22 protein-coding genes are annotated in these 23,542 nt (G+C 69.2%); 17 read left to right on the top strand and 5 right to left on the bottom strand.

All coding sequences use genetic code 11. From position 1 onward, the window contains the following. Positions 1–32: 32 nt before the first annotated feature. Positions 33–644 (bottom strand): nucleoside/nucleotide kinase family protein, encoded by a 612-nt coding sequence (locus tag NC7_RS08485; protein WP_067981287.1) that lies wholly within the window; start codon positions 642–644, stop codon positions 33–35. Between the two features lie 80 nt (positions 645–724). Here NC7_RS08485 and NC7_RS08490 point away from each other — a divergent pair, with 80 nt between their 5' ends. The 3 genes from NC7_RS08490 to NC7_RS08500 all read left to right on the top strand — a co-directional run bounded on the left by NC7_RS08490 (position 725) and on the right by NC7_RS08500 (position 3,044). Then, complete coding sequence (locus NC7_RS08490; RefSeq protein ID WP_067980976.1) at positions 725–1,546, top strand: acyl-CoA thioesterase; 822 nt, start codon at positions 725–727, stop codon at positions 1,544–1,546. A 38-nt stretch (positions 1,547–1,584) separates the two neighbouring features. After that, the gene (pdxT, locus tag NC7_RS08495) at positions 1,585–2,196 is read left to right on the top strand and encodes a pyridoxal 5'-phosphate synthase glutaminase subunit PdxT (RefSeq protein ID WP_067980977.1); all 612 of its coding nucleotides are present in this window, start codon (positions 1,585–1,587) and stop codon (positions 2,194–2,196) included. Between the two features lie 92 nt (positions 2,197–2,288). Further along, entirely contained in the window at positions 2,289–3,044 is a 756-nt protein-coding gene (locus NC7_RS08500) for a YebC/PmpR family DNA-binding transcriptional regulator (protein ID WP_067980978.1), read from the top strand. Positions 3,045–3,099: 55 nt separating this feature from the next. Here NC7_RS08500 and NC7_RS08505 read toward each other — a convergent pair whose 3' ends face one another. Then, positions 3,100–3,591: an SRPBCC domain-containing protein gene (locus NC7_RS08505; RefSeq protein WP_067980979.1), complete on the bottom strand. Its 492-nt coding sequence runs from the start codon at positions 3,589–3,591 to the stop codon at positions 3,100–3,102. 352 nt (positions 3,592–3,943) lie between these two features. On the opposite strand from NC7_RS08505, the gene ruvC reads away from it, so the two are divergent. Genes ruvC through NC7_RS08525 form a run of 4 tightly spaced genes read left to right on the top strand, consistent with a single transcriptional unit; the run spans position 3,944 to position 6,762 of the window. Then, positions 3,944–4,513, top strand: a complete 570-nt coding sequence (gene ruvC / locus NC7_RS08510) for a crossover junction endodeoxyribonuclease RuvC (protein ID WP_067980980.1) — start codon at positions 3,944–3,946, stop codon at positions 4,511–4,513. Continuing rightward, positions 4,510–5,109 (top strand): Holliday junction branch migration protein RuvA, encoded by a 600-nt coding sequence (gene ruvA / locus NC7_RS08515; RefSeq protein ID WP_067980981.1) that lies wholly within the window; start codon positions 4,510–4,512, stop codon positions 5,107–5,109. The genes ruvC and ruvA overlap by 4 nt, the downstream gene beginning before the upstream one ends. A 3-nt stretch (positions 5,110–5,112) precedes the next feature. Continuing rightward, positions 5,113–6,198: a Holliday junction branch migration DNA helicase RuvB gene (gene ruvB / locus NC7_RS08520; RefSeq protein WP_067980982.1), complete on the top strand. Its 1,086-nt coding sequence runs from the start codon at positions 5,113–5,115 to the stop codon at positions 6,196–6,198. A gap of 51 nt (positions 6,199–6,249) precedes the next feature. Next, positions 6,250–6,762: a GtrA family protein gene (locus NC7_RS08525; RefSeq protein ID WP_236573355.1), complete on the top strand. Its 513-nt coding sequence runs from the start codon at positions 6,250–6,252 to the stop codon at positions 6,760–6,762. 29 nt (positions 6,763–6,791) lie between these two features. On the opposite strand, the gene NC7_RS30375 is transcribed toward NC7_RS08525, so the two are convergent. Then, complete coding sequence (locus NC7_RS30375; RefSeq protein WP_067980984.1) at positions 6,792–7,370, bottom strand: DivIVA domain-containing protein; 579 nt, start codon at positions 7,368–7,370, stop codon at positions 6,792–6,794. A gap of 137 nt (positions 7,371–7,507) precedes the next feature. Here NC7_RS30375 and NC7_RS08535 point away from each other — a divergent pair, with 137 nt between their 5' ends. The 6 genes from NC7_RS08535 (at position 7,508) to NC7_RS08560 (ending at position 14,786) form a co-directional block, all read left to right on the top strand. Then, positions 7,508–8,998 (top strand): flavin-containing monooxygenase, encoded by a 1,491-nt coding sequence (locus NC7_RS08535; protein WP_067981288.1) that lies wholly within the window; start codon positions 7,508–7,510, stop codon positions 8,996–8,998. Between the two features lie 110 nt (positions 8,999–9,108). After that, entirely contained in the window at positions 9,109–9,450 is a 342-nt protein-coding gene (gene yajC, locus NC7_RS08540; protein WP_067980985.1) for a preprotein translocase subunit YajC, read from the top strand. A 99-nt stretch (positions 9,451–9,549) separates the two neighbouring features. After that, complete coding sequence (gene secD / locus NC7_RS08545; protein WP_067980986.1) at positions 9,550–11,277, top strand: protein translocase subunit SecD; 1,728 nt, start codon at positions 9,550–9,552, stop codon at positions 11,275–11,277. Further along, complete coding sequence (gene secF / locus NC7_RS08550; RefSeq protein ID WP_067980987.1) at positions 11,274–12,452, top strand: protein translocase subunit SecF; 1,179 nt, start codon at positions 11,274–11,276, stop codon at positions 12,450–12,452. Before secD ends, secF begins: the two co-directional genes overlap by 4 nt. 22 nt (positions 12,453–12,474) lie before the next feature. Next, complete coding sequence (locus tag NC7_RS08555) at positions 12,475–14,187, top strand: ABC transporter substrate-binding protein (RefSeq protein WP_067980988.1); 1,713 nt, start codon at positions 12,475–12,477, stop codon at positions 14,185–14,187. 26 nt (positions 14,188–14,213) lie between these two features. Further along, positions 14,214–14,786 (top strand): adenine phosphoribosyltransferase, encoded by a 573-nt coding sequence (locus NC7_RS08560; RefSeq protein WP_067981289.1) that lies wholly within the window; start codon positions 14,214–14,216, stop codon positions 14,784–14,786. On the opposite strand, the gene NC7_RS08565 is transcribed toward NC7_RS08560, so the two are convergent. Next, positions 14,776–15,390, bottom strand: coding sequence for a GNAT family N-acetyltransferase (locus NC7_RS08565; protein ID WP_067980989.1), 615 nt, complete (start codon positions 15,388–15,390; stop codon positions 14,776–14,778). The genes NC7_RS08560 and NC7_RS08565 overlap by 11 nt on opposite strands. A 61-nt stretch (positions 15,391–15,451) precedes the next feature. Next, a complete protein-coding gene (locus NC7_RS08570; RefSeq protein WP_067980990.1) occupies positions 15,452–16,558 on the bottom strand; it encodes an NAD(P)/FAD-dependent oxidoreductase in 1,107 nt (368 codons plus the stop codon). A 240-nt stretch (positions 16,559–16,798) separates the two neighbouring features. On the opposite strand from NC7_RS08570, the gene NC7_RS08575 reads away from it, so the two are divergent. The 4 genes from NC7_RS08575 (at position 16,799) to NC7_RS08590 (ending at position 23,496) form a co-directional block, all read left to right on the top strand. After that, positions 16,799–18,376 (top strand): ABC-F family ATP-binding cassette domain-containing protein, encoded by a 1,578-nt coding sequence (locus tag NC7_RS08575; RefSeq protein WP_067981290.1) that lies wholly within the window; start codon positions 16,799–16,801, stop codon positions 18,374–18,376. A 69-nt stretch (positions 18,377–18,445) separates the two neighbouring features. Further along, positions 18,446–19,069 carry an NUDIX hydrolase gene (locus tag NC7_RS08580; protein ID WP_067980991.1) on the top strand — a complete coding sequence of 208 codons (624 nt, stop codon included), beginning with the start codon at positions 18,446–18,448 and terminating at the stop codon, positions 19,067–19,069. A 204-nt stretch (positions 19,070–19,273) separates the two neighbouring features. Then, a complete protein-coding gene (locus NC7_RS08585) occupies positions 19,274–21,643 on the top strand; it encodes a RelA/SpoT family protein (RefSeq protein ID WP_067980992.1) in 2,370 nt (789 codons plus the stop codon). Positions 21,644–21,897: 254 nt separating this feature from the next. Then, positions 21,898–23,496, top strand: a complete 1,599-nt coding sequence (locus NC7_RS08590) for a cutinase family protein (RefSeq protein ID WP_067980993.1) — start codon at positions 21,898–21,900, stop codon at positions 23,494–23,496. Positions 23,497–23,542: the final 46 nt, after the last annotated feature.

Genomic DNA, 23,542 nt, shown 5'->3' on the forward strand with positions numbered 1-23,542 from the left:
GTCGCGTTCGCGGCCGGGGCTTCCCCTGTTTCTCAGCCGGTGCGCAGGGCAGCGCGGTCCGGATGATCCCAGCGCACGGTCCAGGTGGCGGTCTCGGGATGTTCCGCGTCGTGGTCGCGCAGCGCGGGCAGAGTCCACTGCTGTTCGGGTGGGGTGCGGCGGCGGGCCGCCGGTTCGCTGAGCTCGAGCCGCACGGACAGGTCGACGTCGAGCCCGCGACCGAGCAGCATCGGCCCGGCCACGATCAGCACCAGATCGGCCGGAGCGGTTCGGATGCCCGCCCGCGCCGACCGGTCGTTGGCCTCGTCCCAGAGCGCGGGCAGCCAGCGCCCCTCGGTCCGCAGCGGAACGAGAACCTCCCGGTGTAGCGCGTCGTAGTCGAACCACGCTGTGCGATAAGACCATTCATCGGTTCGGCCGTACTCCATCCGCAGCGAGGCGGGGCGGACGAAGGCGTGCAGCGACACCACCTCGGCCGACCGGCCCTGTCCCCGCAGCGCGTCGGCGACGAGCTGGGCGAGGGCGACCGGTTCGGCGGCATCGGCGGCGTCGACGACAAGTACCCGGCGACCGGGCAGCTCGGACAGCCGCTCGGCGACCGAGCGAGCCAGGGTGGTGGGGGAGACGGGGATGAACGACGGCACCACCCCATCTCAGCAAATTCCCGCCACTCGCCGCCGAGCCGGACATACCGCGCGGTTCGCCTAGCGATAATCTCGTCCGCATGGCGACAATCGAAGAGGCGCTCGAGGTCGAGCGGCTGGAACGCGACATCTTCCGTGGGGCGGCCACGGAATCCCAGCTGACCCGCACCTTCGGCGGTCAGGTCGCCGGACGCGCGCTGGTCTCGGCGGTGCGCACGGTCGACCCCGCCTACCAGGTGCATTCGCTGCACGGCTACTTCCTGCGCCCGGGCAATCCGGAAGAACCGACCATCTACCAGGTGGAACGCATCCGCGACGGGCGTTCGTTCTGCACCCGCCGGGTCACCGGTGTGCAGGACGGCGAGGCGATCTTCACCATGGCCGCCTCCTTCCACCGCGGCGACGTCGGCCCGGAGCACCAGGATGTGATGCCCGCCGTCGAGGGCCCGGAGAACCTGCCCGACGCCAAGACCACGCTGAGCCCGGAGCGCCTGTGGGCCATGCGCGAATGGGAGCACTGGGACATCCGCACGGTCCCGCAGGAGCAGGTCGCCCGCCGCGAAGGCACCGTGTCCCCGCAGCAGGTGTGGTTCCGGTACCGGCACCCGCTGCCCGACGACCCGATGTTCCACGTCTGCACCCTCGCCTACATGAGCGATATGACGCTGCTCGGCTCGTCGAAGGTGACCCACCCCGGCGTGCCGACCCAGGACGCGTCCCTCGACCACGCCATGTGGTTCCTGCGCCTCTTCCGCGCCGACGAATGGCTGCTCTACGACCAGTCCTCGCCGTCGGCGGGGTTCGGGCGCGCGCTGACCGGCGGCCGGATCTGGGACCGCGAGGGCAACCTGGTCGCCGCCGTCGTGCAGGAAGGCCTCATCCGCACGCCCCGGGAGGCGTGAGCGGGCCCACACGGGCCGGGCTCGTAAGCTCAGCGGCTGTGAACGCAACATCAACGCCGACGATCGGTGTCCTCGCGCTCCAGGGTGACGTGCGCGAACACGTTGCCGCGCTGCGCCACTGCGGGGCCGAACCGGTGCTGGTGCGGCGTGAGTCCGAGCTGGCCGCCGTCGACGCGCTGGTGCTGCCCGGTGGCGAGTCGACCGCCATCTCCAAGCTGCTGCAGGCCTTCGACCTGCTCGAGCCGTTGCGCGCCCGGTTGCGCGAGGGGCTGCCCGCGTTCGGGTCGTGCGCGGGCATGATCCTGCTCGCCTCCGAGGTGCTCGACACCCGGCCCGACGCGCAGCACCTGTCCGGCATCGATATGACCGTGCGCCGCAACGCGTTCGGCCGTCAGGTCGACTCCTTCGAGACCGACCTCGACTTCACCGGCCTGGACACGCCCGTGCGCGCGGTGTTCATCCGCGCGCCGTGGGTGGAACGGGTCGGCGACGGTGTCGAGGTGCTGGCGCGGGTCCCACACGGTCCGGCGCAGGGCCGGATCGTGGCCGCCAGGCAGGGCAATGTCGTGGCGACCTCGTTCCATCCCGAGGTCACCGGTGATCTTCGCGTGCACGAGCTGTTCGTCGACCTCGTGCGCAAGGCCGGGTGAACCTCCGCGTCCACCGGCGTGGCGGGCACGAGTAGGCTGGTTCGAGCTTGTCCGCCCGGGCAGACGCGCAACCGACCTGAAGGAAGTAGGGCATGAGCGGCCACTCCAAATGGGCCACCACCAAGCACAAGAAGGCGGGAATCGACGCCAAGCGCGGCAAACTCTTCGCCAAGCTGATCAAGAACATCGAGGTGGCGGCTCGCACGGGTGGTAGTGACCCGGGCGGCAACCCGACGCTGTACGACGCCATCCAGAAGGCCAAGAAGTCGTCGGTCCCCAACGACAACATCGAGCGCGCCCGCAAGCGCGGCGGCGGCGAGGAAGCCGGCGGCGCCGACTGGCAGACCATCATGTACGAGGGTTACGGGCCCAACGGTGTCGCCGTGCTGATCGAGTGCCTCACCGACAACCGCAACCGTGCCGCGGGCGAGGTCCGGGTCGCGATGACCCGCAACGGTGGCAACATGGCCGACCCCGGTTCGGTGGCCTACCTGTTCGCCCGCAAGGGCGTGGTGACCCTCGAGAAGAACGGCCTGTCCGAGGACGACGTGCTCGAAACGGTGCTCGACGCGGGCGCCGAAGAGGTCAACGACCACGGCGACGCCTTCGAGATCATCAGCGAGCCCGGCGATCTGATCGCTGTGCGAACCGCGCTGCAGGACAAGGGCATCGACTACGACTCGGCCGAATCCGGTTTCCAGGCGTCGGTGTCGGTGGCGGTCGACGCCGAGGGCGCCCGCAAGGTGCTCAAGTTGATCGACGCGCTCGAAGACAGCGACGACGTGCAGAACGTGTACACCAACGTCGACATCTCCGACGAGGTCGCCGCCGAGCTCGACGACGAGTAGATCGTAGGTTCAGGTTCCGCCCCGGCCGTGCGTTCGGCTGGGGCGGTTCGTGTTCCTACTCCCGGTAGTGGTCGGCCAGCGCGGGGTAGTAGTCGGCGAAATCGGGTCGTTCGGTGTTGGTGCAGGCGGCGACGAACATGTCCGCGTAGTACTCCCAGCCCGGCCCGATCTGGGAGGTCTCGGCCAGCTGGTACTCCGAGGTGAGGTGGTGGACCAGGCGCACCTGGGTGGCGGTGCCGGTGTCGAGCAGGGTCACCTCCATGCGCCACAACCCGATCTGATCGGACGAGGACAGGGCCAGGCGCATCGGTGGGGTGCAGTCGTCGATGCGCATCTCGGTCCACGGCTGCCCGTCCTCGAACCGCAACTGCACCTGGATCATGTTCCCGGCGCCGGGTTCGCCCTCCCAGGTGCCGTACCAGCCTGCGGTGAGATCGGGGTCGGTCAACCGCCCCCACACTTCCTCGATCGGTAGCGCCAGCGACCGGGTGATGACCAGGTCGCGACCTTCCTCGGTGGACACGATTTCGCCGGTCGGCATGGGCATGACGCGGTTCTCCCTCGCTCGAACGCCTCGGACAACAGCTCGACATCGACGGTACGCCGCCCGGAATCCGGTGGCGGGGATATCCGCGTGACCAGCACAATGTCGGTATGACACGGATCGAGGCGGTACGCGGGCGACCCCTCGCCTCCTGCAATCGCGAATCCTTGTGAGTGGCAGACGAACTGGGCGCTCGCACGGTGGTGTCTCCGGCATCTCCTCCGGCATCTACGGCCGGCCGCGCGCACGCTGCCGTCGGGTCCTCGGGCCGGCGGTCGCCGTGTCGCTGGTCGGGTGGTGTGCCGCAATGCCTTAGACTTTCGAACAACTGTTCGTGTCTTCGAAGGGGCTGCCGGTGCGGGTGATGGGCGTCGATCCCGGGCTCACTCGGTGCGGGCTCAGCATGGTCGACAGCGGTCCCGGTCGGAAGGTCGTCGCCCTCGACGTGGGCGTGGTGCGGACACCGCCGGAGAGCGAACTGGCCATGCGGTTGATGGCCGTGGCCGATGCGGCCGAGGAATGGATGGACACCCATCGGCCGGAGGCCGTGGCGATCGAGCGGGTGTTCGCGCAGCACAATGTGCGCACCGCGATGGGGACCGCGCAGGCGGGTGGGGTGATCGCGCTGGCTGCGGCGCGGCGGGGGATCCGGGTGGCGTTCCATACGCCCAGTGAGGTGAAAGCCGCTGTCACGGGCAATGGTTCGGCCGACAAGGCGCAGGTCACCGCCATGGTCACCAGAATCCTCGGGCTCCAGGTCGCACCGAAACCGGCCGATGCCGCCGATGCGCTCGCCCTGGCGATCTGTCATTGTTGGCGGGCGCCGCTGCTGGACCGGATGGCGGCCGCGCAGGCGAAGGCCGACGAGGTACGTCGCCGCTACGAACAACGGCTCGCCGAACAACGGAAGGTGGTGCGCGGGTGATCGCGTCGGTACGCGGTGAGGTCCTCGAGATCGCGCTCGACCATGTGGTGATCGAGGCCGCGGGCGTCGGCTATCGACTCAATGTCACCCCGGCCACCCTGGCGGGACTCACCCGAGGCGAGGAAGCCCGCCTCTACACGGCGATGATCGTGCGCGAGGACTCGATGACCCTGTTCGGGTTCGCCGACACCGAGGCCCGCGACCTGTTCGGCCTGCTGCAGACCGTCTCCGGTGTCGGCCCCCGCCTGGCCATGGCCGTCCTGGCCGTGCTGGAACCCGAGGCGCTGCGCAAGGCCCTGGCGGAGAGCAATGTCGCCGCGCTCACCCGGGTGCCCGGCATCGGCAAACGCGGCGCCGAACGCATGGTCGTGGAACTGCGCGACAAGGTGAACCTGGTGCCCGTACCGGCAGGCCCACCCGGCGCCGAAACGCCGAGCACCCCGGTGCGCGAGCAGGTCGCCGAAGCGCTCGTCGGTCTCGGCTTCCCGGCCAAACAGGCCGAACAGGCCGTCGACACCGTCCTGGCCGACCAGCCCGCCGCCACCACCTCTGTGGCCCTGCGCGCCGCCCTCGGCCTGCTCGGCAAGAACAGGTAACCCATGGACGACGAGTACGACACCGACGAATCCGCCCTCGCCGCACGCTATCTCAGCACCGACGGCGACACCGAGACCGGTCTGCGCCCCACCTCCCTCGACGACTTCATCGGTCAACCGCGCGTGCGCGAACAGCTCGCCCTCGTCCTGCGCGGCGCGCGGCAACGCGGCGCCACCCCCGACCACGTGCTGCTGTCGGGTCCGCCCGGGCTCGGTAAGACCAGCATGGCGATGATCATCGCGGGCGAACTGGGTACCGCCCTGCGCATCACCTCCGGGCCCGCCCTCGAACGTGCGGGCGACCTGGCCGCCATGCTGTCGAACCTGGTCGAAGGCGATGTGCTGTTCATCGACGAGATCCACCGCATGGCCCGGCCCGCCGAGGAAATGCTGTACCTGGCCATGGAGGATTTCCGGGTCGACGTGGTGGTCGGCAAAGGCCCCGGCGCCACCTCCATCCCGCTCGACATCGCGCCGTTCACCCTGGTCGGGGCGACCACGCGGTCGGGCGCGCTCACCGGCCCGCTGCGCGACCGGTTCGGTTTCACCGGCCACATGGACTTCTACGACCCCGACGAACTGCTGCGGATCCTGCTGCGCTCGGCCCGCATCCTCGGCGTCCACATCGAACACGACGCGGCCGCCGAGGTCGCGGGCCGCTCCCGGGGCACGCCACGCATCGCCAACCGGCTGCTGCGCCGGGTGCGTGACTTCGCCGAGGTCCGTGCCGACGGCGTCATCACCCGCGAGATCGCCCAGTCCGCGCTCGAGGTCTACGACGTCGACGTGCTCGGCCTCGACCGGCTCGACCGGGCCGTGCTCGGCGCGCTGGTGCGCGGTTTCGGCGGGGGACCGGTGGGAGTGTCGACGCTGGCGGTCGCCGTCGGCGAGGAGGCCGCCACCGTGGAAGAGGTGTGCGAACCGTTCCTGGTGCGCGCCGGACTCGTCGCCCGTACCCCCCGCGGGCGGGTCGCCACCGCCGCCGCCTGGGAGCACCTCGGCCTGGTCCCGCCACCGGATCTGGTCTTCGGCGCCATCGAAGTGCGTGGCCGCGAACCACAACCGAGCCTCGACCTGTTCGACCGGTGAGGGCACCCACCGGACGGGCGCGTCGCCGATCTGTCGTCTAAGGTCGGCCGAGTGGCAGTCCAAGCGGTGGTCCAACACGTTCCCGAACCGTTACGCTCCCTGCTGCTCAAGCACCGGGAGCTGCTGAAGTTCGCGATGGTCGGCGCCATCACCTGGTTCATCGACACCGGCGTGGTGTACGCGGTGAAACTCACCGTGCTCGGCGACAAGCCGCTCACCGCGCGTCTGCTCGGCGCGCTGATCGCGACCATCGCCTCCTACATCCTCAACCGCGAATGGTCCTTCCGCACCCGAGGCGGGCGGCAGCGCAGCCACGAGGCTGCCCTGTTCTTCACGGTCAGCGCCCTGGGCATCGTGGTCACCATGATCCCGCAGGCACTGTCGCTCTACGCGCTGAATCTGCGTGTGCCGCACGTGGATCCGATGGTGCAGATGGTCGCCAACTTCATCTCCGGCCAGATCCTCGGCGTGCTGCTGGCCATGGCGTTCCGCTTCTGGGCCTTCCGCCGCTACGTCTTCCCCGACGACCTCCGCGAAGCAGAGCTCCACAGCATTCAGGGTTGATTTGCGGCTGGCGCCGCGGGTTGTCGGGCCTAATGTGACCGTTCGAGGTTTTCCAGGGCGGCGATGACCAGGTCGACGAACGCGTCGACCTCCTCGCGGGAGTAGCCGCGCGTGCCGAGGCGGCTGTCGGTGAAGCGGACACCGCGCACGTCGGCGGCGGTGAGGCTGCCCGGGCCGTTGTGGGCCAGGGTGGCCGCGACCAGGTCGAGGAAGGCGTCGACCTCCTCCTCGTGGTAACCGCGGCGGCCGACCGCCGACTGACTGAACCGCATGCGGTGCACGTCGTCGGGGGTGAGCATCGCGGCGTGCTCGTCGCCGGTGCGCGGCGCCGGAACCGGGGAGCCGCCCTTCTGACGGTGTTCCAGCTCGGTCCGCACGCGGTCGAGGAAATCGTCGACCTGATCGGCCTGGTACCCGCGACCGCCGAAGCGGGGCGCGCCGAAGTGGACGTGGCGGACGTCGTCGGCGGTGAGGCCGCCGTGGCCGTGCAGGGTCGCCGACACCTTCTCCAGGAAAGCGTCGACCTCGTCGGCGTGGTAGCCACGATGGCCGAGGGTGGGCATGGCGAAGTGGGTGCGGCTCACATCGTCGGGCGTCACAGCGGTCATTGTGTCAGGATTGCCCTTCTATCCCAGAGGTTTTCGACGGCGGCGCATCGCGACTGTACACCGGCGAAGCGGCCGGTCGCGGGCCACGAAATTATGTGTCATGCTGTAACACATACATCGGTGTGTGGAGGTTCGACGTGGCACCTCAGCGGGACGCGGTCATCGTCGGGGCGGGTTTCGGCGGTATGGGCGCCGCCATCGAACTCGACCGGCTCGGGCTGCGCGATTTCGTCATCCTGGAACGTGAGGACGACCTGGGCGGTACCTGGCATGTGAACCGGTACCCGGGTCTCGCCGTGGACATCGCCTCGGTCACCTACTCCTACTCCTTCGCACCGAATCCGTACTGGAGCAGGTTGTTCGCGCCCGGCGCCGAGCTGAAGAAATACGCCGAGCACGTCGCGGACAAGTACGGGTTGCGTGCTCGGATGCGGTTCGGCACCGAGGTGCGAGGCGCGCGCTGGGACGACGACAACCAGCAGTGGGTGGTGAGCATCGCGGGCGGCGAACCCGTCACCGCGCGGTATCTGGTCACCGCCACCGGGTTCCTGTCCCAGCCCTACACGCCGCCGTTCCCGGGCATCGAATCCTTCGCGGGCACGATCATCCACTCCACCGCTTGGGACGCGGACTACGACCTCACCGATCGTCGCGCGGCGGTGATCGGGACCGGTGCCACGGCGGTGCAGCTGGTCCCCGAGCTGGCGGCGAAGGTGGCGTCGCTGACGGTGTTCCAGCGCACACCGATCTGGGTGGTGCCCAAGGTCGACACTCCGATTCCCGAGGTGGTGCAGCGCGCGTTCGCGGCGGTCCCGCTCACCCAGAAGGCCGCGCGACTGGCCAACACCGCCCTGCTCGAGGCGATCATGCTGGTGGGGGTGCTGCACTACAAGCAGGCCAAACCGCTCAACACCGCCGCCGCCCTGCTGGCCAAGGCGCACCTGTTCGCCCAGGTGCGCGATGCCGACACCCGGGCCAAGCTCACCCCGCACTACGACTTCGGCTGCAAGCGGCCCACGTTCTCCAACGCCTACTTCGCGACCTTCAACCAGCCGCACGTGCGCCTGGAAACCGAGTCGATCGACCACGTCGAACCCGATGGCATCGTCACCGCCGACGGGCACAAGACGGTGATCGACACCCTGGTCCTTGCCACCGGCTTCAACCTCTGGGACGCGAACTTCCCGGCCATCGAGGTGATCGGACGCGACGGGCTCGATCTCGGAAAGTTCTGGCGCGACAACCGCTTCCAGGCCTACGAGGGCATCACGGTGCCGAAGTTCCCGAACTTCCTCTCGCTGAACAGTCCCTACTCCTACAGCGGGCTGTCGTACTTCACCACCATCGAGACCCAGATGAAGCACATGGGCAGGCTGTTCACCGAACTCTCGCGACGCGGCGAGCACACCTTCGAGGTCACCGAGGAGGCCAACGCCCGTTTCCTGGACCGGGTGACCGCCGACCTCGGTTCCTCGGTGTTCTACGGCGGCGACTGCTCCGGGGCACGCAGCTATTACTTCAACCAGCACGGTGAGGCCGCGTTGCTGCGGCCGACCAGCACCCTCACGGCGCACCGGGAGGCCGTCGGCTTCCCGCTCGACGACTACACCTACGGTCGCGGTGCGTGACCGGCGTTTCGCCGCGCGCGACGGTGTCCGGTGTGTCGGCCCGGCGGGGAACTGGCAGACTGTCAGTCGTACCTGCACCGTCCACCACTGACTAGGGACTGACTTCGACGATGGACTTCCTGTTTCCGCTGCTGATCCTGGCCCTGCTCGTGCCGATGTTCTTCGGTATCCGCAAACAGAAGCGCGAGGCCGAGAAGGTCGCGAGCATGCAGGAGACCCTGAAGGTCGGTGACCAGGTGATCACCACCTCCGGTCTCTACGGCACCGTCGTCGAGGTGGACGATTCCTCCGTCGACCTGGAGATCGCCGAGGACGTCGTCACCACCTGGCTGCGTCAGGCCATCCGTGAGGTGCGCAACGAGGAGACGGTGGCCGCCGAGACCACCGAAGCCACCGACGCCCCCGTCGAAGAGGCCGTCGATCAGACCGAGACCCGGCTGACCAAGGACTGAGCAGTTCCCTTTCCCGCCGGGCGACGTACGAGCGCGCCCGGCCGGGCACCGTTGTGCCCACCGATTCGGCCTCGACTTCCGCCTAGGAGATGACCTGCTGTGCCACCTTCCCAAGGATCGGCGCATCCGTTCCGGCTGCTCGGCGTCTACGCCGCGCTGCTGGCCGTGATCTACGCGCTGGTGTTCTTCACCGGTGACCATTCGCCCAAGCCCAAGCTCGGTATCGACCTGCAGGGCGGCACCCGCGTCACGTTGACCGCGCGCACGCCCGACGGCAACGATCCGACCCGCGAGAGCCTGCAGAAGGCGCAGGAGATCATCGAGAACCGCGTGAACGGTCTCGGCGTCTCGGGCTCCGAAGTGGTCATCGACGGCACCAACCTCGTGATCACGGTTCCGGGTGAGGAAAGCCAGCAGGCGCGCGCCCTGGCCACCACCGCCAAGCTCTACATCCGTCCGGTGCTCTATGCCGCCCCGCCGCAGGCCGGTGGCGCCGCCGCGCCGGGGCAGCCGGTGCCCGGCGCCCCGTCCGTCGACCCGAACGCGCCCGCGCCGGGTCAGGCGCCCGCGACCGGTGACCCGAACCCGCCCGCGACCGGCGATCCCGCCACCCCGGCACCGGAGACGACCGCCCCCGCGCCGCAGTCGCGCGTGTTCCCGGCCCAGGCCCCGCCGACGCCGACCCCGCCGCCCGCCGATCTCACGCCCGCCCAGCAGCAGGCCAAGGAGATCGCCGACGCCAAGGCACTGCGGCAGAGCGCCGACCAGAACATGCAGCAAGTCGCGATGATGAGCATGGACTGCACCAAGCCCGATCCACTGGCGGGCAACGACGACCCGGCCCTGCCGCTGGTCACCTGCTCGCAGGACGGCACCGAGGTGTTCCTGCTCGGCCCCAGCCGCATCGACGGCCAGGAGATCGCCGACGCCACCTCCGGCTTCAACGCCCAGCAGGCCCGCCACGAGGTGAACCTCGAGTTCCGTTCCAGCGGCACCGAAGCCTGGGGCGCGCTCACCGGTGAGTACGTCAACAAGCGGGTCGCGTTCGTGCTCGACTCCAAGGTCGTGAGCGCCCCGCAGGTGCAGCAGGGTCCGCAGCTCGGCGGCAGCACCTCCATCTCGGGCAGCTTCACCGCCGACAGCGCAAGCGAGCTGGCCAATACGCTCAAGTACGGTTCGCTCCCGTTGTCGTTCACGACGTCGGAGGCCGAGACGGTGTCGGCCACGCTCGGCCTCGCCGCGCTCAAGGCCGGTCTGCTCGCCGGTGCGGTCGGTCTGCTCGCGGTGCTGTTGTACTGCCTGTTCGTGTATCGGATGCTCGGCTTCCTGGCCGGGTTCTCGCTGATCGCCGCCGGTTTCGCCGTGTACGGCATCATCGTGCTGCTCGGCCGCTGGATCGGATTCACCCTCGACCTGGCCGGTATCGCCGGTCTGATCATCGGTATCGGTCTGACCGCCGACTCGTTCGTCGTGTTCTTCGAACGCATCAAGGACGAGATGCGCGAGGGCCGCAGCTTCCGCTCGGCCGTGCCGCGCGGTTGGGCACGGGCCCAGCGGACCAACCTCTCCGGTAAGACGGTCAGCCTGATCGCCTCGGTGGTCCTGTACCTGCTCGCCGCCGGTCAGGTGAAGGGCTTCGCGTTCACCCTCGGTGTCACCACCGTGCTCGACGTGATCGTGCTCTACCTGGTCACCGCCCCGCTGCTGATGCTCGCCGCGCGGTCGCCGTTCTGGGCGAAACCGTCGGTGAACGGTTTGGGTTCGGTGCAGCAGATCGCCAGGGAACGTGGCGCGGGCCAGGTCCGGCCGAAGGAGATGTCACGATGAGAAACGCCGATCCGACGACCGAATCGCTGAGCCTGGACAAGGCCGAGCCGACGGCGTCGCCGCAGCACGGGTTCTTCGAACGCCTCTACACCGGCACCGGTGGCTTCCCGATCGTCAGCAGGCGCAAGTTCTTCTACACGATGTCGGCGGTGTTGCTGCTGATCTCGATCCTGAGCATCGCGGTGCGCGGTTTCACCCTCGGGATCGACTTCGAGGGCGGCACCCGCATCCAGGTTCCCGCGCTGGCGAACGTCAGCACCCAGGACGTGGAGGACACCTACGCCGAGACCCTCGGCCACGGCCCGGTGACAGTGCAGGAGGTCGGGTCCGGTTCCGCCGCCACCATCCAGGTGCGCTCGGAGACCCTCGACAAGGACCAGACCGACCAGCTCCAGGGTGCGTTGCGCGCGATGCTGGAAAAGGAGTCCGAGACCTCGGTCGGCCTCGACGCCATCAGCATCGCCGAGATCAGTGAGACCTGGGGTGGCCAGATCACCCAGAAGGCGCTGATCGCGCTCGCGGTGTTCGTGGCGCTGACGATGGTCTACATCGCCATCCGCTTCGAACGGGACATGTCGATCGCGGCGATCGTGTCGCTGTTCTTCAACCTCATCGTCACGGCGGGCATCTACTCGCTGGTCGGATTCGAGGTGACCCCGGCCGCGGTGATCGGTCTGCTCACGATCCTCGGTTACGTGCTCTACGACAACGTGGTCGTCTTCGACAAGGTCGAGGAGAACACCCGAGGCATCCTGCATCTGAACAAGCGCACCTACGCCGAACAGGCCAACCTCGCCGCCAACCAGACCCTGATGCGCTCGATCAGCACCACCGTCATCGGCATCCTGCCGATCATCGGCATGCTGGTGATCGCGGTGTGGATGCTCGGCGTCGGCACGCTCAAGGACCTCGCGCTGGTGCAGTTGGTCGGCATGATCGTCGGCGCCTACTCCTCGATCTTCCTCGCCGTGCCGGTGCTGGTGTCGATCAAGGAGCGCTGGGGTCCGGTCGCCGCGCACACCAAGAAGGTGCTCGACAAGCGCGCCGGTATCGGCACCACGCGGGTGCCGGTGACGGCGGGCGCTCGGGCCGCGCGCGGTCCACGCCCCACCGACGCGGGCGCGCCGAGGCCAGGTGCGCGACCGAGCGGAAAGCGGCACAAGGGCAGGCACTGACGGCACGAGCAGGGGTCTCATCATGCGACGCAGCACGATTCGGCTGATCACCGTCCTCGCCGCGACCGGCCTCGGTGCCGGTCTGGTCACCGGGTGCTCGACCAAGAACCAGGTGCCCTCGATCGGTTACGCCGTCGACGCGACCGTGGCCAGTTACAACGGTGGCAGCACCCTCGGTGCGACCAGCGGTGCGGCGGCGGTGTTCGGCCGGGTGCTCACCGGGTTCTTCTACACCGGACCCGACGGTCAGCAGGTCGCCGACACCGACGCGGGCACCGCCAAGGAGGTGCCGGGCGAGACGCAGACCGTGCAGTACCGGCTCAATCCCGACGGGGTGTACTCCGACGGGGTCGCGACCTCCTGCGACGATCTGGTGCTGGCCTGGTCGGCGCGGTCGGGCCGGTTCACCCGGCCCGGCGACCGCGCCCAGGCGCCGCTGTTCGACGCCGCGAGCACCGACGGTTACGACGACATCGAGCGGGTGGACTGCCAACCGGGATCCAAGGACGCCACCGTGGTGTTCCGGCCGGGCAGGCACTACCTGCCGTGGCGCACCCTGTTCACCGCCGCCGAGCTGATGCCCGCGCACGTGGTCGCCCAGGCCGTCGGGGTGCCGAATGTGGTCGACGCGCTGCAGTCCGGTGACGGTGCGGTGATCGGCCGGATCGCCGATTTCTGGAACTCGGGCTGGACCATGGCGCCGGGGGAGCTCGATCTCACCAAGTTCCCGTCGTCGGGTCCGTACCGCGTCGAATCCTTCTCCGCCACCGATGGTCTGGTGCTGGTGATCAACGAGAAGTGGTGGGGCTCGGCCCCCCAGACCAGTCGGATCGTGGTCTGGCCCAAGGGCACCGACTACGCGGCCAAGGCCGAGGAGAACGCGCTGGGCGTGGTCGACCTCGGTGCGGGCTCGGTGACCGACCTGTCGCTCGCGGGTTTCGACGAGCAGACCGTTCCCGGCCGCGGTGTCGAGCAGCTCGTGCTCGGGACGGCGGGCGTGTTCGCCCGGGTGGAGACGCGCCGCGCCTTCGCCCAGTGCGTCCCGCGTCAAGCGTTGTTCGACACCCTCGGCAAGGCCGGTGAGGTCCCGCCGCGTGGTCTGGGTTCGGGAACCCTGAATTCGCGGCTGGTACAGCAGGACTCGCTCTACTACGGCGCGGTCTCCGGGTCGGGGGACCGCTATCGCGGCACCGACATCCCCGGCGCCACGGCCACCCTCGCCTCGGCGGGCACCGCGCAACCGACCATCCGGATCGGCTACCGGACCCCCGACGCACGCCGGGCGAAGACCGTGGCGATGATCGCGGAATCCTGTCGCGGCGCTGGCATCACCGTCGTCGACGCGGGCGCACCGGATTTCACACCGACCACGCTCGGCGCGGGCGCGGTGGACGCGGTGCTCGGCAGCACGGCGGCGGTGCCGGGACCGGCCGGATCGGCGACCGGTGTCGCCGCGTTCGCCGCGTTGCGGGCCGGTAACGGGCTCGATGCGGGAGGTTTCGGGAACGCTCGCTACGATGCCATCACCGATCAGCTTGCGGGCGAGACCGATTCGACCGCGACGCTGAATCTGCTGACCGAGGCCGAGAACCTGTTGTGGGCGCAGCTGCCGAGCATTCCGTTGTTCGCCACCCCGCGCACCATCGCGTTCGGTAGCGGCATGCAGAACGGGATCCCCGGCCCCACCCAGGCGGGGACAGGGTGGAACATGGATCGCTGGGTGTTGCAGCGATGAGTCGTGGACGTGAGACAGAGGTGGCGATGAGCAAGCACGCGGTGGTGGAATCCGCCGATCAGGTCGGCGAACGGACCGAGAAGGCCGCCGCCGCGGTCGCCCGGCTCACCCGCTGGCACGACGACTTCCCGACCCCCGGTGTGCGTTTCGCCGATCTCACCCCCGTGTTCGCCGATGCCGAGGGCTTCCGCGCCGTCATCGACTGCTTCGCCGCCGTTGCCACCGACGTGGACCTGGTCGCCGGGGTGGACGCGCGGGGATTCCTGCTCGGTGCCGGGGTGGCCGCCACTCTCGGCACCGGTGTGCTCGCCATCCGCAAGGGCGGCAAACTGCCCCCGCCGGTCGTCTCGCGCGAGTACGAACTCGAATACGGCAGTGCCGCACTGGAAATCCCCGCCGACGGGGTGGAGTTGGCGGGCAAGCGCATCCTGCTGCTCGACGACGTCCTCGCCACCGGCGGCACCCTGGCCGCGGCGGCGGGTCTGTTCACCGAGGTCGGTGCCGAGGTGGTCGCGGCGGCCGTCGTGCTGGAACTGGAGTTCCTGAAGGGCCGCGAGCATCAGGGCGACTACCCGGTGACCTCGATCGTCAAGCTCTAGGTTCGCGCCACATCGGCCACACCGACGGGCCGTCGGGCAGGTGCAGTTCGTCGGTGACGACGAAACCGAACCGTTCGTAGTAGGCGAGGTTGGTTGGGCTGCTCGATTCGAGGTAGGCGGCGGTGCCCTCGGTGTCGCAGCGGTCAAGGCGCGAACGCAGCAGGGCACTGCCGTAACCGCCGCCGCGCACGTCGGGGGCGGTGCCGATCACCGACAGATACCAGTGTGGTTCGCGCGGGTGGTGTTTCTGCAGCAGGTCGCCGACGGTTTTGCCCGCGAGCATCCGCCGCCCGAACGCACGCCACAGCCCGGGCATCGCGCGCAGGTCGGCGCCGAAGGAACCGTAGGGTCCCGGAGGCGCCCACAGCGTCGCACCGCCGATGGTGCCGTCGGGTCGGGTCGCGAGTTCACACGCGCCGAGGGGAACGAAGTAGTGCCTGGCCAGGGTGCTGAAGAACCAGGGCAGACCGTCGGCGCGGCGCCGCGGGTCCGGCAGGATCCAACTCATCACGGGGTCGTGCTGGAACGCCGAGGCCAAAGTCTCCGCCAACGCTCCCACGTCGGCCTGTTTCGCCGCGCGCACTGTCGTCAACACATCTGTCACCTTCCTGACGGTGGACGCTGTTCGCCCGCCGATTGTCCATCGCGCGTCGCCGGGCCGATGTTCACCATGTCCAGCTCGTCCGCAGCGGTCCGATCTGCCCGCCGCGTACCGTCGAACGGCAGACCTGCTCTTTCACCAGCGCGGCCGGGCGGCCGGTGAGAATCGAGGGGAGCGGACGGTCGGCGAGATCGGAGAGCTGGACGAGCGCCTCGCGCCGCCCCAGGCTCAGCGCCTGACCGACGTATTTGCGGCGCAACGGTTTCGGTTCGCGACCCGCGAGCACACGCAGGACGGTCTCGGCGGCGTGCACGCCGCAAGGCACGGCGGCCTGACAGCTCATCCGCAGCGGATTCGTGCCGAGAGCGACCGCGTCACCGGCGCCGACGATGCTTGGTGTCGACGTGCTGACCAGGGTGTCGTCGACGAGCAGGGCCCCGGCCGCATCCACTTCCAACCCGCTGGACCTGGCCAGGTCCGAGGGCGCGAACGCGGTGGCGGTGATCGCGAGGTCGGTGTCGAGGACGGTGCCGTCGGCGAGGGTGATCTCGGCTCCGGTGATCGCCACGACCGCCGCCCGGTCGACCACCGTCACCCCGAGCGCCGCGAAGACCGTGCGCACCCGGGCGCGGGCGCGCGCGGACAGGCTGTGCCCCAGCTCGCCGGTCACCAATCGCACCCGGACAGCACCGGTTTCGGCGAGCTCCGCGGCGGTTTCGATGCCGGTGAGGCCGCCACCGATCACCGTCACCGTCGCACCCGTTGGCAGGTCGGCCAGGCGCGACCGGGCACGGTCGGCTTCGGCGCGGGTACCGAGCGAGACCGCGTGCTCGGCCGCACCGGCGATGTCGGTGGCGTCGGTGTGGCTGCCCGGGGTGTAGACGAGGTGGTCGTAGCCGATGTCGTCGCCGGAGTCGGTCCGCACGTGCTGGTGTCGCGCGTCGATGAGCCGCGCGGTGGCGGTGACGATGCGCACGGCATCGGGCAGGACGTCGCGCAGCGGCCGGTGGGCGGTGTGCGTGCCCGCGAGGTACTGGTGCAACCGGATTCGTTCCACGAAGTCCGGGACGGGATTGAGCAGCGTCACCCGGACACCGGGCCGACGGGCCAGGCGCTTCGCGGCGCTGATCCCGGCGTAGCCACCGCCGAGGACGAGCACGTCGGCGTTCATTTGCGACCCCCTTTGTCCGCGTTCGACTTTCACGATAGTGATCGGACGCGCACCGGGGGTATGCGGGTGAGCGGGCTCACCTGAGGAAAAGAATGCGGTGGCGTGCGGCGGGGGAGAGGTGTTATCAATGAAGGGTCTTGTTCCCGGCGATCGGAGTCATGCGTTGATTTCTTGAGGTAGCGCTTCCGGGCGGTCCGCATCGTGCGCACCGCGTATCCGTCGCACCTCGAGGTGGTCCGCATGTCTACCCTGTCTTTTTCCGATCTCACGTTCCACTGGCCCGACGGCACCGTCGTCTTCGACGGGCTCGACGCCACCGTCGGTCCCGGCCAGATCGGTCTCGTCGGTGCCAACGGCGCCGGGAAATCCACGCTGCTGCGCCTGGTCGCCGGTGAACTGCGCCCGATGCGCGGATCGATCAGCGTGCCGGGCGACCTCGGGTACCTGCGCCAGGATCTGGGTATGCGCACCGGTCAGCGGGTCGACGCCGTGCTCGGCATCGACATGCTGCGAGCGGCGCTGCACCGCATCGAGGACGGCACGGCCGACGCCGCCGACTTCGACACCGTCGGCAACCACTGGCAGGTGGAGGACGAGGCGATCGCCCTGCTCGGCAAACTCGGGCTCGACTACGTCGCCGGTTCGGTGGCCGACCTCGATCGCACCCTCGACACCCTCTCCGGCGGGGAAACGGTGCTGCTCGGCCTGGTCGCCGAGCTGCTGCGCGAACCCGACATCCTGCTGCTCGACGAACCGACCAACAATCTCGACGCGGTGGCGCGCACGCGCCTCTACACGGTGATCCGCCAGTTCACCGGCACCGTGATCGTGGTCAGCCACGACCGCGAACTGCTCGACCGGATGGACGGCATCGCCGAACTCCGGGCGCGCGAGATCCGGGTGTTCGGTGGCAATTTCACCGACTACGAGCGCATCGTCGACGCCGAACAACAGGCCGCGCTCGCCGCCGTCCGCGACGCGCGTAGTGACGTCCGCAAACAGGCACGCGAACTGGAAGCGGCCCGGATCAAGCTCGACCGCCGCAAGCGGTACGGGCAGAAGATGTCCGACACCAAGCGCGAACCGAAGATCGTGATGGGCAACCGCAAACGCAGCGCCGAGGTCGCGGCGGGCAAGCTACGCAATTCCCACATCGACAAGCTCGACACCGCGCGCGAAACCCTGGACCAGGCCGAGGAATCGGTGCGCGCCGACCGGGAGATCCGCATCGAACTGCCCGGCACCCGGCTGTATCCGGGGCAGGACGTGCTCGACCTCGAGCAGGTGCGCCTGGCCAACGGACCCGTCGTCGACCTGCGCGTGAGCGGGCCCGAACGGATCGCGCTCACCGGACGCAACGGCGCGGGCAAGACCACCCTGTTGCGGCACATCGTCGCGACGGGTCCCAAGGTGGCGTGGCGGTTGCTACCCCAGCGACTCGACGTGTTCGACGACACGCGAACGGTTGTCGAGAACGTGGCCGCCGCCGCGCCGCACGCGTCGGCCGAGCGGATCCGGGGACAACTGGCACGCTTCCTGTTCCGAGGTACCGACGCCGACATCCCGGCCTCGGCGCTGTCGGGCGGTGAACGTCTGCGGGCGGCACTGGCGACGCTGCTGCTGGCCGAACCGGCGCCCAAGCTCCTGATGCTCGACGAGCCGACCAACAATCTCGACCTGCCGAGCCTGGCGCATCTCACCCAGGCCCTGGCAAGCTTCGAGGGTGCCCTGATCGTGGTGAGCCACGATCAGCGTTTCCTCGACGACATCGGGGTGACCCGGACCCTCGAACTCACCCCCGACGGGCTGATCGAATAGGCGCGGGCATGATCGGGGGCGAGACGAGACCCGGGTCGTTGCCCGGAGCCGACGAACAGATGGGGTGACGTGGAGCAGTCCGTTGTGTCGATCGACGTGGTGACGCTGCGATGCTGGGACGAGGACACCGGCGTCCGGGTGGGGATCGCCGCCAGGGAGTTCGAGCCCTTCACCGGACAGCTGGCACTGCCCGGTGTCCTGCTCGGGCGCGGTGAGCGCCTGGCCGAGGCGGCCCGGCGCGCGGTCCGCGACAAGCTCGGGGTGCCCGACACCGCCGTCGTCGCGGTCGGCCAGCTGCGCACCTTCGACGAACCACATCGCGACCCGCGCGGACCGACCCTCGCGATCGCCATGTGGGCGGTGGTCGCCGCCCACGAGGGCCCTGCCGAATGGGTCGGCTTCGACGAGATACCCCCGCTGGCCTTCGACCACAACCACATCCTCGAGACCACCCGGCCCGCGCTCGCCGCCCTGCTCTGGAAGGACCCGGCGTTCACCCGCGCCCTGACCGGCGCCGAGTTCCCCGCCACCCGCGCCGTCGACCTCACCACCGCCCTGCACGGCGCCAGGCCCGACCCCGCCAACCTCAACCGCACCCTCGCCGCCATCCCCGGCCTGCGTCGCACCGGCGAACGCCGCCGCGTCCGGGCCACCGGTCGTCCCGCCGTCGTCTGGGCCTTCGACGAGGGCTGATGGGGCCCGTCGTCACCCGCGACGCCGCGGCCGGGGAGAGCGCGGCGGGTGGTCGAGGCGGTTCGTGTCGCCGCGTCGTACTACCGTCGCGTGTCTGTGACCCCGGGGAACCGAACACCAGGTCGGTGTGGGGACTAAAGTTGGTGGTCCGGGCGGTTGCGGCAGTCGACTGACATGGTCGAATGCGGCGTGAGAGGTGGTGGCATGACTCGACAACTCGGCGAGGCGAAGGTTGGGCAGGGGTCCACCGGCGCCGCGCCCGACGGTGGTGCCCAGGGCAAGCCCGAACCCGCGAAACAGTCACCGACCGCCGCGGTGCCGAGTTCGGCGTCCCGGCGCGTGCGCGCCCGGCTGGCCAGGCGGATGACCGGGCAGCGCGGGATCGCGGCGGTCAAGCCCGTCCTCGAACCGCTCGCCACGGTGCACCGCGAGCTGTACCCGAAGGCCAACCTGGCGCTGTTGCAGCGCGCCTTCGACGTGGCCGACGAGCGCCACGCCAAGCAGTTCCGCAAGTCGGGCGATCCGTACATCACCCACCCGCTGGCGGTCGCCAACATCCTCGCCGAACTCGGCATGGACACCACGACCCTGGTCGCGGCCCTGCTGCACGACACCGTCGAGGACACCGGCTACTCGCTCGACCAGCTCAAAGAGGAATTCGGCCAGGAGGTCGCCCACCTCGTCGACGGGGTGACCAAGCTCGACAAGGTCAACCTCGGCGCGGCCGCCGAGGCCGAGACCATCCGCAAGATGATCATCGCCATGGCCCGCGACCCGCGCGTGCTGGTGATCAAGGTTGCCGACCGGCTGCACAACATGCGGACCATGCGGTTCCTGCCGCCGGAGAAGCAGGCCAAGAAGGCCAAGGAAACCCTCGAGGTCATCGCGCCGCTGGCGCATCGACTCGGGATGGCCACGGTCAAGTGGGAGCTCGAGGACCTCGCGTTCGCGATCCTGCACCCCAAGAAGTACGACGAGATCGTGCGGTTGGTCGCCGACCGCGCGCCGTCGCGCGACACCTATCTGGCGAAGGTGCGCGCCGAGATCGTCAACACGCTGGCCGCGTCGCGGATCAACGCCGTGGTCGAGGGACGTCCCAAGCACTACTGGTCGATCTACCAGAAGATGATCGTCAAGGGTAAGGACTTCGACGACATCCACGACCTGGTCGGCATGCGCATCCTGTGCGAGGAGGTCCGCGACTGCTACGCCGCGGTCGGTGTGGTGCACTCGCTGTGGCAGCCGATGGCGGGCCGGTTCAAGGACTACATCGCCCAGCCGCGCTACGGGGTCTACCAGTCGCTGCATACCACGGTCGTCGGTCCCGACGGCAAGCCACTGGAAGTGCAGATCCGCACCCACGACATGCACCGCACCGCCGAGTTCGGCATCGCGGCGCACTGGCGCTACAAGGAGACCAAGGGCAAGCACTCCGGTGACGCCGCCGAGGTCGACGACATGGCCTGGATGCGTCAGCTGCTCGACTGGCAGCGTGAAGCCGCGGACCCGGCCGAGTTCCTCGAATCGCTGCGCTTCGACCTGAAGTCGCCGGAGATCTTCGTGTTCACCCCCAAGGGCGACGTGATCACGCTGCCGCAGAAGTCGACTCCCGTCGACTTCGCCTACGCGGTGCACACCGAGGTCGGCCACAAGTGCATCGGCGCCCGCGTGAACGGCAGGCTCGTCGCACTCGAACGTCAACTGGAGAACGGCGAGGTCGTGGAGGTCTTCACCTCCAAGGCGCAGAACGCCGGACCGAGCCGGGACTGGCAGAACTTCGTGGTCTCGCCCCGGGCCAAGGCCAAGATTCGCCAGTGGTTTGCCAAAGAGCGGCGCGAGGAGGCACTCGAGAGCGGCAAGGAGCAGATCTCCAAGGAAGTCCGTCGGGTCGGACTCCCGCTGCAACGGCTGATGAGCGTCGACGCCATGACCGCGGTGGCGCACGAACTGCACTACACCGACATCTCCACCCTCTACACCGCCGTCGGCGAACACCAGGTGTCGGCGCACCACGTGGTGCAGCGGCTCATGGCCCAGCTCGGCGGCATCGGCGACGTGGAGAACGAGCTCGCCGAACGGTCCACACCGTCGACCACGCCCAGCAGGCAGCGGGTCACCGGCGACGCGGGCGTGCTCATCCCCGGCGCCCCCGGCACCGTCGCCAAGCTCGCCAAATGCTGCACGCCCGTACCAGGTGACGAGATCATGGGCTTCGTGACCCGTGGTGGCGCGGTGAGCGTGCACCGCACCGACTGCACCAACGCGGGCTCGCTGCAATCGCAGTCCGAACGGATCATCGACGTGGAATGGGCGCCGTCGCCGTCGTCGGTGTTCCTCGTGGCCATCCAGATCGAGGCGCTGGACCGCACGCGGCTGCTCTCCGACGTCACCAAAGTGCTCGCCGACGAGAAGGTCAACATCCTGTCGGCCTCGGTGGCCACCCATGGCGACCGGGTGGCGATCAGCAAATTCACCTTCGAGATGGGCGACCCGAAGCATCTGGGTCACCTGCTCAACGTGGTGCGCAATGTGGAAGGCGTGTACGACGTCTACCGCGTGACCTCGGCAGCTTGACCGCCTCCCCGGCCCGGGCGCATGCGAATCGCAGCGCCCGGGCCGTTCACTGTGCACGCTTCGCTCCGAGTGATCGCCGGAAAGTTGCTGGCGGGAAAGGGTTTGCTGGGGGCAGCGGAAGGGCCGGTTAGGGCAGGGGTTGGGATACCCGGAATCTGTTACGGTTTACTGCGTTTCAACGTTCCACTGGTCAGCCGAAACGGACTGTGATGCGGATCGATATGGCTCGGTGCACGACACGACTCACGGTGACGATGATCGCGATCACCGTCGCCTCGGCGTCGGTGTCGGCGGGGGTGGCCGCCGCGGAAGAGGCCACCCCCGTCGCACCGTCGACCCGTGTGGTCATCGATGCCTGTCCTGCGTTGTACGCCTTGGGAATTCAGGGCACGGGGGAGTCCTCGCCCGACGCCGCGCCGAGCACCGACACCGGCATGTTGAGCACCGTCTTCCGGCCGTTGCTCGCCGCGGCCGCCGAACCGGGGCTCGTCGATCGCGCCTACGTCCCCTACGAGGCGGGTTTCGGCGGGGCCGTCCCCGGCGGGGTGGTGCCCTACACCGAATCGGTCGACGGCGGGCTCGAGCGCCTGCGGTCGATGGCCACCCAGGTAGCTCAGCGGTGCCCGGACTCGCGCATCGCCGTGGTGGGGTACTCGCAAGGCGCTCACGTGGCTTCGCTGTTCGCCCAGGAGGTCGGTGCGGGCACCGGTGTGCTGCCCGCCGACAAGGTCGCCGCCGTCGCGCTGTTCGCCGACCCGACCCGAGGTGAGAACGCGCCGCTGTTCCCCGGCGCGCCCGACCGCGACACCCCACTCGCCGCGCCCGGCACCGATGGCACCGCCGTCGCCGACCTCGGCCAGGTGCGACAGGCCCCCGCGCCCGGCGGCGGACTCGGCTCCCGCTACGACCAGGCGGGCGACTACGGCAAACTCACCGGCCGCGTCGCAAGTTTCTGCGCCACAGGCGATCTCGCCTGCGACGCACCACAGAACGCGCCACTGATGCGCGCGGTGACCAATCTGGTGAGCCAGGCCGAACTGTCCGGCGGCGACCCCATCGGTTCGCTGGTCTCCATCGCCCAGGCGCTCGCCTTCACCTCGATCAAGACCGCGACGGCCGTGGTCGAGCAGGACATCACCGGCAGTACGCTCGCCGATCTGTCGCTCGCGCCGAAGAAATCGATCTCCCAGCGCCTCGCCGACGCCGCCGACCCACGCAGCACGCTCGACGTGAACGCGGCGTTCCGGGCGCTGCTGAAGGTCGGGATGATCGGCCTCAACTCCGTCGCGACCGTGGTGAAGACCGTGCTCACGCCCGCGAGCATCGCCGAATTGGCCACCGCGGCGCTGTCGAATCCGCTGGCCGGGCTCACCCTGCTCGGCACGAAGCTCGTCGGCGCCGTCGCCCAACTGATCCCGCCGACCACCGGCGTGCGCCTGGTGAACGAGGCCTTCACCGCGGTGGCCCAGAACATCACCGACAATCGGGAACTCCTCGACGTGACCACCTGGGTGCGGTACTGGGATTCCATGCAGCGCCACGTCGCGTACTCGCAGATCGGTGTCGGCGCCGAGGGTGCGACGCCGACCCGGTACGTGGCCGACTGGTTCGCCGCGATCGCCCGCGACGCGGCGGCGACCTCCGGGCGCGGCGCGACACCGCTCGGCGGGCCCGACACGCCCGACCCCGGCATCTTCACCAGCCGAACCGGCGAGCCTACGACATCGAAACCCGGTAATGGGGGACAATTTCCGTTCGGGACAGGAGCCGATGGCGCCTCATCCGGCGGCGCGACGACTCCGCCTGCCGCGACACCCGAACCATCACCTACCAGCCTGTTCTCAGTGAACTGAGTACCGAGAGGTATCGATGCGAATCCATGTGCCCGGCGTAGCGGAA

Source organism: Nocardia caishijiensis NBRC 108228, assembly GCF_001612825.1.
GTDB classification, from domain to species: domain Bacteria; phylum Actinomycetota; class Actinomycetes; order Mycobacteriales; family Mycobacteriaceae; genus Nocardia; species Nocardia caishijiensis.